This window comes from Ruegeria arenilitoris, from assembly GCF_013032855.1.
GTDB classification, from domain to species: Bacteria; Pseudomonadota; Alphaproteobacteria; order Rhodobacterales; family Rhodobacteraceae; genus Ruegeria; species Ruegeria arenilitoris.
The window spans coordinates 25128-43106 of the sequence record NZ_WQDA01000003.1 but is presented as its reverse complement, the minus strand read 5'-3'; the positions used below and the strand labels follow the sequence as shown (position 1 = coordinate 43106).

Annotated in this window: 13 protein-coding genes; 6 read left to right on the top strand and 7 right to left on the bottom strand. The window is 53.3% G+C overall.

What is annotated here, in order from left to right; translation table 11 throughout:
- Nucleotide 1 precedes the first annotated feature (1 nt).
- From GOW72_RS10420 to yghX, 3 genes are all read left to right on the top strand, one after another.
- Nucleotides 2-1300: a malonyl-CoA decarboxylase gene (locus GOW72_RS10420; RefSeq protein ID WP_170366808.1), complete on the top strand. Its 1299-nt coding sequence runs from the start codon at nucleotides 2-4 to the stop codon at nucleotides 1298-1300.
- A complete protein-coding gene (locus tag GOW72_RS10415) occupies nucleotides 1297-2820 on the top strand; it encodes an AMP-binding protein (protein WP_170339960.1) in 1524 nt (507 codons plus the stop codon). The genes GOW72_RS10420 and GOW72_RS10415 overlap by 4 nt, the downstream gene beginning before the upstream one ends.
- Before the next feature lie 89 nt (nucleotides 2821-2909).
- On the top strand, nucleotides 2910-3800 hold the full coding sequence (gene yghX, locus GOW72_RS10410; RefSeq protein WP_170366807.1) for a YghX family hydrolase: 891 nt from the start codon (nucleotides 2910-2912) through the stop codon (nucleotides 3798-3800).
- A gap of 597 nt (nucleotides 3801-4397) precedes the next feature.
- On the opposite strand, the gene GOW72_RS10405 is transcribed toward yghX, so the two are convergent.
- On the bottom strand, nucleotides 4398-4886 hold the full coding sequence (locus GOW72_RS10405) for a CHAP domain-containing protein (RefSeq protein ID WP_170340103.1): 489 nt from the start codon (nucleotides 4884-4886) through the stop codon (nucleotides 4398-4400).
- Nucleotides 4887-5231: 345 nt separating this feature from the next.
- Nucleotides 5232-5735 (bottom strand): hypothetical protein, encoded by a 504-nt coding sequence (locus tag GOW72_RS10400; protein ID WP_170366806.1) that lies wholly within the window; start codon nucleotides 5733-5735, stop codon nucleotides 5232-5234.
- A 225-nt stretch (nucleotides 5736-5960) separates the two neighbouring features.
- On the opposite strand from GOW72_RS10400, the gene GOW72_RS10395 reads away from it, so the two are divergent.
- Complete coding sequence (locus GOW72_RS10395; protein WP_170366805.1) at nucleotides 5961-7235, top strand: adenylate/guanylate cyclase domain-containing protein; 1275 nt, start codon at nucleotides 5961-5963, stop codon at nucleotides 7233-7235.
- A 248-nt stretch (nucleotides 7236-7483) separates the two neighbouring features.
- Here the strand turns inward: GOW72_RS10395 and GOW72_RS10390 are convergent, their stop codons facing one another.
- From GOW72_RS10390 to GOW72_RS10380, 3 genes are all read right to left on the bottom strand, one after another.
- Nucleotides 7484-8716 (bottom strand): alpha/beta hydrolase family protein, encoded by a 1233-nt coding sequence (locus GOW72_RS10390; RefSeq protein WP_170366804.1) that lies wholly within the window; start codon nucleotides 8714-8716, stop codon nucleotides 7484-7486.
- A 306-nt stretch (nucleotides 8717-9022) separates the two neighbouring features.
- Nucleotides 9023-10450 (bottom strand): adenylate/guanylate cyclase domain-containing protein, encoded by a 1428-nt coding sequence (locus tag GOW72_RS10385; protein WP_170366803.1) that lies wholly within the window; start codon nucleotides 10448-10450, stop codon nucleotides 9023-9025.
- Between the two features lie 20 nt (nucleotides 10451-10470).
- A complete protein-coding gene (locus tag GOW72_RS10380; RefSeq protein ID WP_170366802.1) occupies nucleotides 10471-10767 on the bottom strand; it encodes an antibiotic biosynthesis monooxygenase family protein in 297 nt (98 codons plus the stop codon).
- 454 nt (nucleotides 10768-11221) lie between these two features.
- On the opposite strand from GOW72_RS10380, the gene GOW72_RS10375 reads away from it, so the two are divergent.
- Together GOW72_RS10375 and GOW72_RS10370 are read left to right on the top strand one after the other, a co-directional pair.
- Nucleotides 11222-13039 (top strand): amidohydrolase, encoded by a 1818-nt coding sequence (locus GOW72_RS10375; RefSeq protein WP_244952391.1) that lies wholly within the window; start codon nucleotides 11222-11224, stop codon nucleotides 13037-13039.
- Nucleotides 13040-13368: 329 nt separating this feature from the next.
- Complete coding sequence (locus GOW72_RS10370; RefSeq protein WP_170366800.1) at nucleotides 13369-15084, top strand: adenylate/guanylate cyclase domain-containing protein; 1716 nt, start codon at nucleotides 13369-13371, stop codon at nucleotides 15082-15084.
- 421 nt (nucleotides 15085-15505) lie between these two features.
- Here the strand turns inward: GOW72_RS10370 and GOW72_RS10365 are convergent, their stop codons facing one another.
- Both GOW72_RS10365 and GOW72_RS10360 read right to left on the bottom strand, forming a co-directional pair.
- On the bottom strand, nucleotides 15506-16252 hold the full coding sequence (locus GOW72_RS10365; RefSeq protein WP_170366799.1) for a hypothetical protein: 747 nt from the start codon (nucleotides 16250-16252) through the stop codon (nucleotides 15506-15508).
- 68 nt (nucleotides 16253-16320) lie between these two features.
- On the bottom strand, nucleotides 16321-17949 hold the full coding sequence (locus GOW72_RS10360; protein WP_244952390.1) for a sulfatase-like hydrolase/transferase: 1629 nt from the start codon (nucleotides 17947-17949) through the stop codon (nucleotides 16321-16323).
- Nucleotides 17950-17979: the final 30 nt, after the last annotated feature.

The window sequence follows — 17979 nt, the reverse complement described above, 5'->3', positions numbered from 1 at the left end:
AATGCAGCGGAACTGGTTTCTGGGCGATTTGCTTAATCAGCTGTTCGACCGCCCCGGCAAAAAGCGGGGCAAGGATGACAAGCGATCCATCTTGGAGCTATGTGAAGCACTCTTGTCTGCGGAAGGTGAAGTATCAGGTTTCGCACTCGCATCAACGATACTGGATCGATACCAGACCTTGGACGACCCGGAAAAACTGGACTTCTTCGCTTATTTGAATGATCAGCTTGAGTTAGACGCGGATCAACTGTCTGAGACGGCGCGTCGTTATGCCGAGTGTAGAAGTGTCGATCTGTACAAAAGGCTTAGCGAGGCGGCCGAACCCAAACGGCAAGAATTGCTGCGCCGTCTGAATCAACCCTCCGGCGCGACGCAAGAGCTTGTGGCAATGCGCGTTGACCTGTTGCGTTTTCTCAAATCCAACCCCGAACTCAAGCGCACAGATGTAGATTTCGTGCATTTACTGCGAAGCTGGTTCAACCGGGGTTTTCTGGTCCTCAAACAAATCAGTTGGGATACACCAGCCCGCGTTCTGGACAAGATCGTCGCGTATGAGGCCGTCCATCAGATTCATGATCTGGACGACTTGCGGCGCCGGCTTTTCCCGCCCGACCGTCGCTGTTTTGCATTTTTTCATCCCTCAATGCCGGATGAACCGCTGATTTTTGTCGAAGTTGCTTTGACGACTGAAATTCCGAACGCGATTGATGTGCTTTTGTCCGAAGTTCGAGAACCGATCGAACCAGAACAGGCCAAAATCGCCGCATTCTACTCAATTTCAAACTGCCAAAGGGGGCTAACGGGAATCAGCTTTGGAAACCTGCTGATCAAACAGGTTGTGACCGAACTTTCGCGAGAGCTTCCGGGCCTCGACACATTTGTGACCTTGTCTCCGATACCCGGTATGAACCGGTGGTTAGCTGGCGAAACAGGACATTCCGAGCATGGCCATGCTGCCGAAGCCGTAATTGCGGGAACAGCCCCTCCGCAGGACGTGCGGGCGATGGCCGCCCGATACCTGTTACACGCCAAGCGCGAAGATGGGATGCCGCTGGACCCAGTGGCCCGCTTTCATCTGGGCAATGGAGCCGAGCTTCACGAACTGCATGCCGGGGCCGATCCGTCACAGAACGGACGATACCAATCCGGCGGCGCAATGGTCAATTACCTCTACGACTTAAAAAAGACTGAACGTCACCACGAAGAATTTGTGACGCACGCCACAATCGAAACCTCGCGTTCCGTGCGCGCGGCTTCAACCGCAGTACTTGCGCCCAGACCAGAGGAAAATCCAGCGTGACTAACACACTTTATGACAGCTTGTTTGCCCACCACGCGGGAAACGAGGCTCCGTTCCTGCTACTCGATGACGGAAAAGTAGTGTCATATGACGCGTTTCTGAAACGCGCTGCGCAGATCGCGCATGTTTTGCAGAAAAGTGGAGTTTCTCCTGGCGACCGCATCGTTGTGCAGGCCCCAAAGTTGGCCGATACGGTTGCACTCTATGCTGCTTCAGTTCAGGCAGGTGCTGTCTATTTGCCGCTAAACACTGCTTACACAATGGCAGAATTGGACTACTTCGCATCTGACGCCCAGCCTGCGGTGATCGTCTGCGACGACAACGACGAAGCTGAGATCAAAACATTGGCGGATCGGTATGGCGCAAGGCTGCTTACCCTTGGCGGTGAAATATCAAGCTTAAGCCGCCAAGCTGACGCGCAGCCCCGCGAGTTTGAAACCGTTGATCGCGCCCCGGACGACCTTGCGGCTTTGCTTTATACGTCGGGAACCACGGGTCGCTCTAAGGGCGCAATGTTGAGCCACCAGAACCTTTTGACCAATGCACAAGCTCTCGCGGATTTGTGGGGTATGACAAACAACGATCGCTTGGTTCACGCGCTGCCGATCTTTCACACGCACGGGCTTTTCGTGGCGATGAACACGTCACTAGTCGCCGGGTCCGAGGTTCGGCTGATGGAAAAATTCGACATTGGAATGATCTTGGAGGAATTACCGCATTCAACCCTTCTAATGGGCGTCCCAACTTTCTACACTCGATTGCTGGCAGATGACGGTTTCACCAAAGAGACGGCGGCGAACATGCGGTTGTTCGTGTCGGGCTCTGCCCCATTGCTGGCCGAAACCCATCAGGCGTTCGAAGCGCGCACAGGCCACCGCATCCTGGAGCGCTACGGTATGACCGAGACAAACATGAACACCTCGAACCCTTATACTGGCGAACGTCGCGCAGGAACTGTTGGCATGGCATTGCCCGGCATCGAGGTGATCGTCACTGATCCTGAAACCGGTGAGCAACTGCCCAGAGGGGCGGTTGGAATGATCGAGATACGCGGCCCTAATGTTTTCCAAGGCTATTGGCAGATGCCCGAAAAAACCGCTGCAGAACTTCGCGAGAATGGGTTCTTTATCACCGGGGATCTGGGCAAATACAGCGAGGATGGCTACCTGTCGATTGTAGGTCGTTCAAAAGACCTCATCATTACTGGCGGTTACAACGTCTACCCCAAGGAAATCGAAGACGTTTTAAACGACATCGATGGCGTACTGGAGTCGGCAGTCTTTGGCGTCCCTGACAACGACTTCGGGGAAGAGATCATTGCCGCTCTGGTTGCTGAGCCAGGCGTAGAACTCGACACGGATCAGATTGCATCAATCATCAGGGAAAGGCTGTCGCGCTTCAAACATCCGCGTCGCTACGAACTCGTCCAAGAGTTGCCACGAAACACCATGGGAAAAGTCCAAAAGAACGTTCTGCGCGATCAGCACACGAAGAAGGAACCCGCTACGGCAATATCTTAGCCGACCTGCCTAGAACTTCGAACAAACCATAACCCTTTGAACTGATAGTATCCCACGGATTGAATCGCCACCTCATCAGGAGATTGACCATGACTCGCATGACAGCAAAAGACTTCGATCAGGAACTGCTGGATCTGTACGACTATTATGCGCACGGAAAGATCACCAAACGCCAATTTCTGGACCGCGCCGGAAAATTCGCGGTTGGCGGCTTAACGGCTGCCGCGTTATTGAACATGCTCAGCCCGAACTATGCGCTGGCACAGCAGGTGTCGTTCAACGATCCCGATATCCACGCAGACTACATAACCTACCCCTCTCCGAACGGAACGGGTGATGTCCGAGGCTACCTTGTTCGTCCCGCTGGTGTGGAAGAACCCCTGCCCGGGGTGCTCGTGATACACGAAAACCGCGGTCTGAATCCCTACATCGAAGATGTGGCGCGACGCTTGGCGAAAGCAGGCTTTATGGCACTGGCTCCTGACGGCCTAACGTCGGTTGGCGGATACCCCGGCAACGACGCAGATGGGCGCGAGTTGCAGAAGACAGTCGACCGGGTCGAGCTGATGAATGACTTCTTCAATGGCTTCGAATACCTGTTGAACCGGGAAGACTGTACTGGGAAAGTTGGCGCTGTAGGTTTCTGCTATGGCGGTGGTGTGGTCAGCGCAATTGCCGTGGCCTACCCCGAATTGGCAGCCGGCGTGCCATTCTACGGCCGCCAACCGGCCTCCGAGGATGTGGCTAGAATTCAGGCACCGCTACTGATTCAGATGGGAGAGCTTGATGAACGCATCAACGCAGGTTGGCCGGAGTTCGAAGCTGCGCTGCAATCCAACAATAAGGTTTACAAGGCCTACATCTACGAGAATGCCAACCACGGCTTTCATAACGACAGTACGCCTCGGTATGACGAGGAAATGGCAAACTTGGCCTGGGACCGCACCATTGATTGGTTTGACACCTACCTAAAGTCCTGAACTGAGTTCGCGGAATGGCGAAGCGACGGCAAAAAATCTGTCGTCGCTTCGGTGTTCAAAAACTTCGAGAGAGCGTCATCAAACAAACTCAAAGCATTCTCGGCCAGCCCCAAATAGCTGCCTTTCTGCTGCACCAAGCTCGCGCCATTCGCCGAGGGTAGCGTTGCATGTCAGCTTCAAGGTGTCTCGATTGGTAAGAGATTGCTAAAGGTTGAAGTGATTTTAGAGGACGGAGTGAACGGCCGCGAGCTTTTGCAATTTTGCATCCGACTTACTGGCTGCATAGTAATTCGAGAACGGTTGTTTTGGTCCGTGACCCGGTCATACCGGATCGCAATCTCGCTGCGTTCTGCCTGAACGTCCGCATTTTCCTCTGTCATGCAGCGGGTGATTTTCGCCGATGCGGTGGGTAATCTTGCTGCGAGCGCTCGCTGCGTAAACTCTTCACTTCCACGGAGGGCTCGATGCGGTCACTCGCTCTACCGCCACAATTATCCGATTTGCGGACTTTTTCCGTCACTGGCCCGCGTGAACTACTGAGCCGCTTGTGACCCATCCGTCGGATACGCACAGTGTGCGGTTCACAATTGAATTAAGTTATTCCCCAACATTGGGATAAATGAACCCGTTCACCGGGTAGAAGCTGCCATACCGGCCCGGATGACTTTCAACTCGGACCAATGTCCAATCATTGTTTTTGGATACATCCTTGACGCCCATCTTCAATGATACCTTGTTGCGGTGCCAGTTGGCGTGGTTCACGATGACTTCTCTGTCAGTGACGACATCGGATACGACAGCCACGTGACCAAGCGGCATCCCTCGGGTTGCTCGAAATGACATGACCGCACCAACAACCGGTTCATTGCCTCGCTCAAAAGTATTGCGCGCCTTGCCCCACCAGTCCTTGGCGTTTCCGCGAATTTCGATACCGCTGAGGTTACGTGCGTAGGGTACGCACCATACCCTTTGCCCTCGAGCTTGTTTTTGAGAGACCTCGCGCAACGCCATGGCCTGACGTTCTGGATCGAGATCCGCGCCGCTTGGGGCCTGAGCGCAGGCAGAAACAAGAGCAAAAAGCCCCATCGCAAACGCAGCGCGAGCAGTACCGTGCAGGCACGGCCGTTTCGTATTCGCTTTGCTGTCGCTGTTCTTCAAGACATTACATTGACGGTTTGAGGGGTCGGATAGTTTTAAGGCGATCTAATGGGTAATGAAAAGAGCCCAGCCGGATCCCCGGCAGAAATTTGCCAGTTGATATTCATCCTCGAAAGGACAAGCGCGAAACTTTGCAAAGTCAACTTTCTGCGCACAGCCGCCGTCGGTCGATCGCGCAGCATCGGTCACTTGGGGCTCACATCCTCTGTTCGCTGCGTCTTCACTGAGTGACTACTTTGCGGACGAAGTGGCTAGCCTCGGACAACTTCTGAATTAGCCCGAAACATCCATCGAGTAGAAATAGGTCGCACAAATAGTCTGGTCATCAACGCTTGTAGGCGCTGCCGCACCCGTAAACATCGCGATGCCGAGATAGTCGAACCCAGAACTTTCTTCGTTCCAGGCCGCCATAAATGTGATTGGCTGGTCTCCACAAAGCGTGTTTCCCTGACGCAACGGTCCGACGTCACCTGATACCCGGAATACCTGAGCAAAAGGCACGTCACCAGACGCGCCCCAATTACCTGAACTCTTGGCGTCATGAACCTCGAGATCAAGAGAAGCGCCGGTCTCGAAGACTATCCGCTTGGTAGACAAGATTACTGGCCCGGTAATCGCCATAGCCGTTTCGCTGGAAGGATTGAAGGCCTTGGAATCCTCAAAGAGCGGTTGGGAAGATGCAGCACCCCCCATTACCCCCATAGTTATTTGCAGCATCAGGTTCGATCGACGCATTTGATTCTCCATTGTGCGAAGCGGGCTGACAACCTCAAACATGCTTTTGCTTTGTCGTCGAATGCAGCCGAGAGACCAAGCCAATCGTTGTCCATGCTGAGCACGCGATCAAGGTCTGAGGAGGGCTCGAACCTGACGTTCGTCTGAAAATCGTGAGCGTACGCGTGTGAGAATTTGCAAACCCATTGCAAGAGAAATGAGAGTTCGAAGACAAACCCAATGACATGAGCCTCCGGCTGTAACAAGATGGTGGCAGAGGTGTACGTTATGGCGGATGTTTTCGACCGCATTGCAGATTGGTTGCAGAAGCTGACCTTTTTTGATGCCGACCTTGGCGGGCTAGTCGAGCAGCTAAGTCACAGGCTGATCGATGGTGGCGTGCCGGTTTCGCGTGTTTCCTTGGGCCGCCTGATGATGCACCCTGTAATTGGATTGCTCGACGCAACATGGGATGCTTCCAACCATCGAATTGAATGGACTGTTCTTCCACGAAGCTCGGTGACAACTGATCTCTTCGACAAAGCACCCTTCGGAGAGAACTCGAAATTGGCCAATGAGATAGCGAAACAGCACTTCAACAAGGAAGTCTGGGACTTGGCGGACGACCTTACGAACGGCTCGATCAAGTTTCCTTTCATGCGAGCAGATCTGACTGACGAAGCGACCCGTGACAGATTTCCGCTATTCCAAAAACTCGCTGAGGCAGGTGTCACCGACTACGTCGTATTCAGTGCACCATTCGGCAATCGTACCGTTGTATTTGACGGCAAGGTCGAGTGGGCTTTGGGGGCGTCAGTCTCTTTTGCTACAAAGCGTCGTTCTGGTTTCACAGACCGTGAGGTAGATGGTCTGTCGCGACTGTCTCTACCTTTGCTTGGTACAGCGCGTGTTCTGTCAGAGCAGTTCCTGGCAGCTGAGTTGATGGAGGTTTACTTGGGCAAGGTGTCCGGTCGATCTGTATTGAACGGTCAAATAGCCCGGGGAGATGTCAGCAAAATTGACTGCGCTCTATTGTTCAGTGACATACACGGGTCTACGGCTTTAAGCCAGCGCCTGTCACCGGAAAAATATGTCGCGACCGTCAACCAATTCTTCGACTGCGTCGGCGGGGCGGTACACGACCACGGCGGAGAGGTTCTGAAATTCGTTGGCGATGGGTTGCTTGCGATCTTTCCTTTTGATGGCCAACGAAGACTACCCGAAGACATGTGCGAAGCTGCCCTGTCGGCGGCGCGAGAAGCGTTCCAAAGGCATAAAGAGCTTGATCCATCAGACCGTGCTGAGTTTGGGATTGGTTTGCACACTGGCGCGGCTGTGTACGGGAATGTTGGCACTGAAAAGCGCTTGGATTTTACGGTAACCGGCACATCAGTTGCGATAGTCAGCAGGTTAGAGAGCTTGACGCGAAAACTGGATGCGCGGCTTTTGGCAACTGGCGACTTTGTCAGCTTGGTATCTGAAGAGCCGCATAAATTGGGGCGGCATTCATTGCGGAGTTTTGATGAAGACTTAGAGGTCTTTTCCTACGGAATTGTCACGTAAAGCTCAATTGCATAAGCCTTTTGCAAACATGCTTTGATGTGCGTTTTGAGGCGCGGGCACTAGAATGACAACGGTCTGCTTCGGGCTCGTAGCGGTTTTCCCGCAAGACTCAGTGTTTGGCTTCTCGGCAGACAGAAGCCGCAATTCCAATCATATCGGTAAAACTTGCTTCCAGACAGAAACGGAAATTCACCGAAGCATCCGGCAAAAAACGCGGAGATAACAGGGTCGCAGTCCAATTCATTGTTTCAACGTTGATCCTGGAGGCGCCGGATGTAGTCGCTGACGATCTCTTCCCAGAGTATCGGCCACCACAATACCCAATGACCTTTGTTGTAGCCAGGAACGGCCACGATATGAGTCTCACTTTTGACACCCATCGCTTCCATTGCGGTGAGGTTGGATAGGGAATGCTCGATGCTGTAGAACATGTCATCTTCCCCATAGATGGAAAGCACCGGCCCATCGAATGATCCAACACGTCGAAAGAGCGTCGGATTGATTTGAGGATCACCGTAGCCCTCTGCCATCCATCCCCCAACGAAGTTGATCACACCAGCGGTGTTTCCCGGATCGTCGCCGGCCTGCATAAGGGCAACAATGCCCCCGCGCGAGAAACCAATCAGTAGAACCGATCCATCACTCACATCCGGTCGTTCCTGCAACGCATGCAGCGCTGCTTTTGCATCCATCAGCGCACGTTCCGCCCCTGCCAAAGATAGCCGGGCCTCCATCGAATAGCCCTCGGTCCGATCTTCAGCAAAGCCCTCGTCATACAATCCGTCGGACCCACCCCGACCGCGGCGCTGTGGGAACGCAGCGATCCAACCGTGTGAGTTCAGAACGTCCGCAAGCCAGTCGTTGGAAAAGAACCGATCAAAAGCCTGCGGATCGGTTCCAGAGCCGGTTGAGCCGTGATGAACGAGAGCCAACGGGAAAGGCCCATCACCAGGAGGTCGATAGATAGCCACAGCAAGCTCGACTGTTGCGCCGTCCTCTCGGAGTTCCGTCGTAAGGAAGTCTCGCGTTCCAACCTCAAACCACTGGCGGGTCGCCGTCGCGAGGACTTCTGAGAGGGTTTGTCGCTCGAGTATTGCGACGCGGTCCTCGGTTGGATAGATGCCCCGCAGTCGCCCCGTACCCGAAATTGAATAGCGCGCCCCGAAGTCATTGTCGGTGAACACCAACGTGCTTCCGTCTAAACGTGCTTTGCTCCGGAACCAGTTTCCGCGGCCATGCTGGCCACGTCCGACCGAGTAAACAACATTGAACAACCCATCCTCATCTCGGCTTTCGACGACGAGGATATGACTTCTCCGAGAGTCCCATCTCCCCGTCCAAATTCCAAGAAAAGGAGAATCTGGCGTTACATCAATTGCAATGTCGGCAGGAAGCGGGGCGTCCCCGATAAGGACGGAGTCTTGCGCAAAAGACTGAGTGGCCAAGACAACGAGTGTTGCGATGGTGAGAGAAAAGCGCATGACGAATGCCCCGATGCTGTAAGTGATACGAGTTCGCCCTTTTTTAGCACAGTACACGGTGCGATTAGTGCAACTCATCGCTCTGGACTGCCAAGCCTGCTACTCACCATCTTGTGAAGTGTGGTTGGCTTTGCCATTGGTTCCCACTTGCACGCGTGAAAGCGGTCTTTTGCACACGCGATTTCTCAATGAAGCCCGTCCTGGCGTCGCAGCGTGGCGGGAAACTGGCCTTTCGATTGTCGTGCAGCCATTTTTGATATGTGATGTCACAGGTTTTGGACTGAGCTGCCGTGACCGAAAATTTGACTAGTCGTCCAGATCTGAAACAAGGGACTTTAGTCGGAGGATTGCCCCTTTGCTTATGCGAGCACGATCAACTGTAAGAGAAAAGCCTTCATCTTCCTCGTGAATAATGCGGCTATCGCGGTCGGCACTTTCATAAATAGCGGTCGCAGCATAGGTGCGAATGGGGTTTTGAAATCCCTTCACTCGAACAGGCTCTCGTTCCTCAACCGGAAGCCAGTCTTTTACCAAAGAATAGGATTCGGCAGCGAGTAAGAGACCTCCTGGATCACACTCGGCCTCAAGTCTCGCAGCAAGGTTCACTTCGCGTCCGATAGCAGTGTAGTCCATCCGGTCTTCCGAGCCGAAGTTTCCAATAGTGCAGTAACCAGTGTTTATGCCCATGCGAGCGCGAAATGGTCGATCGATCAATCCTTTGCGCTGCCATTCCGTTTGCAAGTGGCCAAGCTTGCGTTGCATATCTATTGCCATTCGCACACATGCAGCGGCATCTTCTTCTACCCCGAGGCTTTCGGGTTCGCCAAAGTACAGCATCATGGCATCACCGATAAACTTGTCGAAATATGCGCCGTGCTTCAGGGCGATTTCGGACATTGCTGAAAGATACTCATTCAACAAAGTAGTCAGCTCCTCGGCTTCGAGATGATCTGTGATTTCGGAGAAGTCGACGATGTCTGAGAAGAAGATCGTGAGCTTTCGGCGGCGGCTTTCGATGGCCGCTTGCTGGTCGCCGGCAATGATTGACTTGTAGAGTTGGGGTGGCATGTATTTGGCAAGCTGTTTAGACACGTGTGTCAAAGTGTCATTCGCCTCACGCATCTGGCTCAGCAAGTGTAAGTTGTCCAAGGCGATGTTCGCTTGTGCCGCAAATGTTGTGAGAATATCGAACTGCTCTTTTTGAAGTTTTCCGGTTGAATGCCTCAACACGGCGAGAGCTCCAACAGTTTGTCCTCCTTGTGAAATTGGCACCATGGTGACTGCCTGAAACCCTGAGGCGAGGAAGTTTCCAGCCCCTATACGGAACCTGTCTTTCGATGCGGCGACGTCCGGCAGATCAATCGCCTCGCCGTTCAAAATGACATGGCCATGGATTGTTTCTGGATGAAGTGGCGCCGGAAAGCGACGCCGCCAAGCCTCGACACCAGCCGGTTCGGGACCAGAAATTGCTCCCAAAATCAGTTTGTCGCCGTCCTGTAATCCAATGCTGACTGTCGACTTTGGGAACAGCGTTTGACCCGCTTCAACAATCGAGTTGAAGACAGGTTGAGGGTCTTTAATAGAGCTGTTGACGACCTCCAGGATTTTGGCGGTCGCCTTTTGCCGATCCAGCGCCTCCCGCAACCGGAGTTCCAAGGCCGCCAAGTCCTCAGCCTTTTGTTCGTTCAGACCAAGGACGCGTTCTGGCAGCGATTTTCCCCTACCCTTCGACATCCTGATCCTCCCATTCGCGATTAGCCGTCGACCAAGTCATAGTGCTTGATGGATCGAGACTCGACGAGGTCAGCTTCTATCGGATCGATGTGCGGGCTTTGATAGTCTTCGCCCACAAACGACTTCAGTGCCTCGAGGCTCTCCCAAACCATAACGAAACTGAACTCTCGTGGCGTATCCTCTCTCGGCGCTCCCGGAAGAAGGTGCACGATTCCAGGGGTGTTTTTCATCAACGGGATCGCAGTGCCGCGAAAAAAGCGGCCAAATTCCTCTTCTTTTCCCGGCCGCGTTGTCACGTGAAAAATGCGCATGATCATACATCCATCCTCCCAAAGATGCGGTTTCTGAATGTATGTGTGCCTCGCACGATCCAGCTTAGCATACTCGATGGCGAGTGTCAGATTATGACTCCGAGCAGTGCTCGTAGAGTTTGGACGAATGACTGCTCAGCGGACAAAACAGACATTGATCGCAATGGAGCGAGTAACCGCATCGAACCCAAAGACAGCTTGGGGAAGACAGAGGCTGAGTGCTTCGATTGGCCTCCATCAAGAACTGCGGTTCGAAGGACTCCAAGTCAGTAAAACTCTGAAGAGCGTTTCTTCTGGTGCGGCTTACGGGCGTCTTTTGGTTAACCGCATTGAAAACATCTGCGTATTTTGTGTTAGTTAAGTGCATTAGGGAGAGGCATCCACCATGGGAAACACCTCCAGACGGGCATTTATTAGGTCCTTCTTGACGAGCACGACGATCCTCGTTGCTCCGAGTACATTGTTCGGGCAAGAAGGCACGCTGACCGATCTTGGCGGAGCGATACTCGATCTTGATGAAGTCACGATTTTTACGGCGCGCGAGATCGTCACACTTGATCCCGACCTTCCAAGCGCCGAAGCCGTTGCTGTTGTAAACAGTCGGATTTTGGCGACCGGCACTAGAGAGCAAGTTCAAGAGGCGATTGGTGAACAGCCCTTCACCGTTGATGACACATTCGCCGACCACATCATCGTTCCCGGCTTTATCGCCCAGCATGATCACCCAGTTTTGGGCGGCTTGAGCCTTTCGTCCGTCATTCTTTCGATAGAGGACTGGGACTTGCCACAGGGTTTATCGCGCGCCGTTGTGGACAAGGATGACTTTCTGGCACGGTTGTCCGAAGCTGTTGATGGTCAGCAAGACCCGGACACCCCTGTCATGACATGGGGATACCACGCTGCATTTTATGGTCCATTGACACGGTCGGACCTTGACCAGATCAGCAGCGAACGACCTATTTTTGTGTGGGCCCGCTCTTGCCACGAATTCATCCTGAATTCAGCTGCAATGGAGGCCGCGGGCGTTACCGAAGAGGTCATGGACGCTTGGTCCGACACAGAAAAGATGCAATCCAGCTTTGAGCATGGGCACTTCTGGGAACAGGGTTTGTTTGCAGTTCTGCCTTTGATTGCGCCATACGTGGCGACCCCTGAAAAGTTTCGCGCTGGTTTGGAGACCATGCGCGATTACATGCATGCGAAAGGCGTGACCTACGGCAACGAGCCCGGCGGCATTCTGGCACGCCCGGTTCAGGATGCGGTGAACGCTGTATTCTCCGCACCCTCAATGCCGTTTCGGTGGAGCTTCATTCCAGATGGAAAAAGCCTGATCGCCAAATATGACAATGCTGAAGATGTGATCGAACAGACAGAAGCACTTGTCGACTGGTATGGTGGCAAGACCAGTATGTCCAAAGGCAGCGTCAAGCTTTTTGCGGACGGTGCGATATATTCCCTTGCCATTCAACTGAGGGACGATCCGCTTGGCGATTACCATGGCGAGTGGATGATGGACCTGCCGGCCTTTGAACGCGCGTTTCAAACCTATTGGGACGCCGGCTACCAAGTTCATATTCACGTCAACGGTGACGCCGGGTTGGACCGTGTATTGAACGCCTTAGAGCGAAACTTACGCAGAAACCCGCGTTTCGATCATAGAACGGTGATCGTGCACTTTGCTGTGAGTGCGCCCGATCAGGTCGATCGTATCAAACGTCTGGGTGCGATTGTTTCTGCAAATCCCTACTACGTTACGGCACTTGCGGATCAATACAGTAAAACCGGTCTTGGTCCTGAACGCGCCAATGAGATGGTCCGTCTTGGAGATCTGGATCGAGCGGGCGTATCCTGGTCATTGCATTCCGATATGCCGATGGCGCCCGGTGATCCATTGTTCCTAATGTGGTGTGCGGTGAACCGCGTGACGAGTTCCGGTCGGGTAGCAGGACAGGATCAGACGGTCCCGGTCGAAGAGGCCTTGCGTGGAGTGACAATCAACGCCGCCTATTCTCATCGTCTTGAACGGGACCTTGGCAGTATCGAACCTGGCAAGCGTGCGAACTTCACTATTTTGGATGACAACCCATTGACGGTGGATCCCATGGCAATCAAGGACATTCAGGTTTGGGGAACAGTATTGGAAGGCGAAAAATTTCCTGTGGGCGACAAGCCAGAACAGGAAGATACACGTTTGCCTCTAAATGATCCGGACAGCCAAAGAGAGTTCGCAGTGAACACTCTCAATCACGCGCTTTCGGTTGTTCACGCCCATCTCTAGGCGCGTTCGCTTTAGGAGCAGAATGATCCGAAATCTCGCGCGCCTGATCCTGAGGCGGGAGCGCTCGGGATAGCCTGTTTCTGCAAACTTTTGATACCGGATATTGGCGCAATCGCCGTCGTAATCTTTATGCAAAAGTGAATGTCGACTTCGTCCGCGCCGCAAAAATTCACTGAATTTCCCCTACCCGCAGCACGGCGCCCCCAGTGACCGAAGCTGCAGGATCGACCGACGGCGGCTATGCGGACAATGCGGCCGGTCGAAGTTCGTGAGAAGGTTCCAAAACAAGATGTCTTTTCGATGAAACGTATTATGCGTTACGAAGAGACATGAACGGAGACCGCAAACTTTCCGCAGTACTCTCGGCCGATGTAGTAAACTACTCGGGCCAAATAAAGGCGGATGAGAACAGAACTCTCAGTGAACTCCGTGTCCTGCGTCGAAAGATATTCGATCCTTTGGTCAGTGATCATCGCGGCAATATCATAAAGAGGATGGGCGATGGATGGATCGTCGAGTTTAGTTCGGTCTCGGGCGCTGTGCGATGCGCCCTCGATCTTCAAAGCCAAGTGTCAGCCCAGTCTTCACTTAAACTGCGAGTGGGCGTGCATCTTGGAGATGTCGTATTCGACGAAGATGACATCTTCGGCGATGGGATCAACATAGCTGCGCGGCTACAAGAGGCTTCCGACGAAGCGGCTGTGTTGATTTCCGATGTCGTCCATCGCAGCCTTGATGAGAGGCTCGCCGAGCGATTTCACCGCGCTGGCGAACGGCATTTCAAAAATGCCCCGTCACCAGTCGAAGTATTCCAATGGTCGCCACCTGGCTCAGCTCCACCGCGAGTGACGCCCGCGAGTCATACGAAGTCATTGCTGATCGGCGTCCTACCTTTTGACAATCTTTCTTCCGACCCCGATCAGGAATTTTTTTCCGATGGCATTACCGAAGAGATAATTACCACCCTGTCAAAACTCCCGAACTTACTGGTCGTCGCGCGGAATTCCACTTTCGTCTACAAGGGGCGTTCCGTGGATGTGAAACAGGTCGGACTGGAACAAGGAGTCGATCTTGTTCTCGAGGGAAGTATCCGCCAAAGCGGTAGTCGTGTGCGAATTACCGCGCAGCTAATAGATGCGAAGTCCGGCATGCATATTTGGGCAGACCGGTTTGATCGCCTGATAGAAGACGTATTCGAGGTTCAGGATGAAATTGCTCTGAGAATTGCGACTGAACTTCAAGTCGAATTGCTGGCAGGCGAGATGGCCCGTTTCAGGGGTTCGGGGACCAAAAGTCTGGATGCCTGGACTGCTCAACTGCAAGCTGTGGAGGCTTCTCGCAGAATAACAAAGGAAGCACAGGCTGACGCTCGCCGGTTTGCTCAGCAGGCAATTTCTCTGGATCCTGGTTACTCTGCTCCATATTGCACTTTGGGGTTCATTTGTACTGTGGAAGCAAGGCATGGCTTTGTAGCAGACCGAAATGCGGCGCTGGCAGAGGCGCGCGACTGCGCTCGACGCGCTCTGAAAATAGACAGTTACAACCCAGAGGCTCATGCAATTGCGGGTTTCGCGGATGCAATCGATGGCAAGCTGAAACCGGCTATCGAGAAGTTCAACGAAGCGCTTCAGCTAAATCCAAATCACGCGGACGTCGCTGCAAGGTTGTCGATTACACTAGCGTTCGATGGACAGGCAAAAGAAGCTATCCGCGTGGCGCGGCAAGCCATTACTCTCAACCCTCATTATCCGGGCTGGTATGCTGGTGTTTTGGGTTTGGCCCTTCGGCTCGACGGTCAATACGAGGAAGCCAAGGAGGCATTCACCGAGTATAGTCAAAGGGTTGAAGGTTTTGGGCACCTCGACCTCGTTATCGTACATATGGAAACGGATAACGTTGAGGCCGCTCGCGATGAGGCGCGGAATGTGATGAAATACCGTCCTCAGTTTTCCATATCGGACTGGGCAGAAACTCAGCTTTTCTCTGACTTAGAACGATTGGAAAAAGACTGCGAGTCTCTGCGTTTGGCGGGCTTACCCGCATAAGCGCAACGTTGATTTTTAGAAACGAATTTTCTATTGGAAACTGATACCCGCAGTGTCCGCTTTGGTATCAATGCGTTCGTTTGTTGTAACTTGCTAGAACGTCTACTTTGCGGACAAAGCGGCCGCGTCTCATCCGTCCACCAAGGACAGCAAGCTACTCAAAGCTGACATCGCTTTCCGACGTTTCACAGAACTCGAAAGATTGACACTTCACATCCCTTGGATATTTGCGAGTCGCGCAGGATAGAGGGATAATAAAAATAGAAAGACGCTCCATGACGCCCACCGGTTTCGTCTTGACCAGATGTTGGTAGAGATTGAGCAGATACGACCGCTGGCAGAGTCATTGGGCTTGCCTCAAGTACCATGGCGTTTTGTGATGCGGTACAGGGAGTAACTGCTGCCATAAGGAAATTGCGACTTAATAATTGAATCTAAGACCGATCCCGGCGGCTTGGTCATAGGGTCGATCAGCACCAATCCCGATCAGCACATCTGCATAGAGGGCTACTCCGGGGCTGAGGTTCTTTCCGATCTGGAATTCTGCGGTCGCGGGCCAGGCGTCATTCTCCCAATCATAGGGCGCTTTGATATCCGCTTTGATCCAATACCCCTCACCAAATGGCTGAAGTGCAATTAGGCGCATCGCGGTTTGGTTGACATCGATCGGTCCATTGTAAGATGCGAAATGCTGGACCAGCGGGATCAGTGTCAGCCCACTTTTTGTGTTTGCAAAAGCGAAGCCTCCGAACGGAGCAATTTGATCAGACCCGATGCCTATGCCTTCATCGGGGTCGCCAAAATCAAGTATCCATTCCAAACCAAGCGCGGATTTTACAGCCCATGTGTCATTCAAGGGGTTTTGGGAAGGGAAGTAGATCAGCTTGAAGCTGGTCTTCTCGAACCCATTGAACCTCTGTCCCGTCACATTCGTTGAATTGTAATGTAGTTCGTATTTTAGCTTCAGATCGGGGCGCAGCATGTATGCACCATCGATGAACATGTCCTGACGGTCTGCCCCCCCTTCCAGATCGAAATACTGATAGCGAATGTCCGTGTTGTTAACCGCAGCCAGTGGATTTGACGCGTTTTCCTCAGCTTTGGTGGTAGAAGCCACTACGAGCATCGCCAAGGATAAGACTGCCAGATGAAAGGTGATGCGGGTCATAGTACACCTTGGAAAAATTCATGCGACCAGTCAGACGGCGGTGTATCGGCACCGCCGTCTCAAGTTCGTCATTGCCAGCTTGAAAAGACTTCTCGGGCCAATTCGCTTTCGGGCCTGAGGTTTTCAATTCCTTCATAAGGGACACCCTTGCCGAGCTGTTTGTGAGGGTGCTTCACGATGGTTTTCTGATGGCGCTTTACCATGTCTTGGAAAGACGCCCCGGACCACAGTGAATACCCGACAAGCGGATGTTCTTCACGGGGATCGCGATAGACATTGAAGACAGGGGCCGCCGCGCCTGGCTGACCGGGGGCTGGCAGATGCATCTTGAACTCTTGCTTCACCACCGAACGCAATACTGGCCCTTCGTACACATAGACGTAATCGCGGCGCGAATTGCCTTCTCCCTCGAGCAACAATGCCGTCTGATCGATGCCATCAATCACCCGGTCGCGTGGAATGTGGTCTGTCGCGCCTGCGATCCGGGCAAATGTAGAAAACAAATCCGAGACATGAACGATGTCACCTGCCGCACTGCCCGCTTCGATTGCACCGGGCCACCGGATGAACGCATCAGTTCTCACACCGCCTTCAAGGTGCTGTGTCTTTCCACCGCGATAGATCAGTTGGTTTAGGCCGGAAGTCCCCTCATAATGATACATCAAGCCATTGTCAGCCATGATCATGACGACGGTGTTATCCGCCTTGCCGGTTTCATCCAGCTTGGCCAAAACCTCGCCGATCCAACCGTCTAGAACCTGCAATTTGTCCGCATGGAAGCCGCCGTTGCGAGATACGGCCTGCTCAGGATAAGCAAAGTTCAGCGGATAGAGTGGCCAGTATTGCATAAAGAATGGCGCGTCCTGCGAAGCCAGCCGCTCCAGCTGCTCCAATGCTTGAAGCTGATAGCGCAAGTTCATTTCCTCGTATTTCGCTTGGGTCCATTCTTCGCCGGGCTCCATTTCGACTTCGCGAGCCAGACCACCCGCTTCACCTTCTACGCCGGTCACAAGGCCATAGGGTTTGAACCGCTCGTCCAATTGAAATTGGTTGGACTGCCCTGACCAATGGTAACCAAGCATATTGTTGGCGACCATCGCATCACGTGTCATCAAGCTCAGCTGAACCTGCTGATGCAAGGGAAAAGCCGCCCAGTCGAAGCCCTGATTGTGCGGATAGGCCTGTTCAATATCGCCTTGGTGCCATTTCCCGACGTGCGCGGTGTTGTACCCTACTTCCTTGAGGATTTCGGCGATGGTGACTTCCTCGGACGCAAGACCTTCGCCGACCAGGGCGACCTTGACCTCTTCCACGCCCGCGCGCACCGGATGTCGACCGGTCAACATCGCCGTTCGAGTCGGTGTGCAGGATGGCTCCGTGTACATTCGCATCAAAGACATGCCTTCTGTGGCAAAGTCATTGATGTTGGGCGTATCGAAACCGGTGACATAGTTCATCGTCCGGTTGCCCATTTGACCGAAACTCACATCGTCAATCAGAATGTAGAGAATGTTGGGTGGTTGTCCTCCATTCGCGCCACGGATCTCGGCAAGCTTAACTTCTATCTCCGCATCCTGAGCATCCCATTGCTCGCCAAACTGCGCGCGGAGAAACTCGAACTCGCCGTCGTGTATGATAGGCGCTTCTTGGGCAAAACCCGCGCCAGAAATCAGCACCATGGCTGTGGCATGTTTCAATATTGATCTCATCGGTTTCCCTTCCCCTAT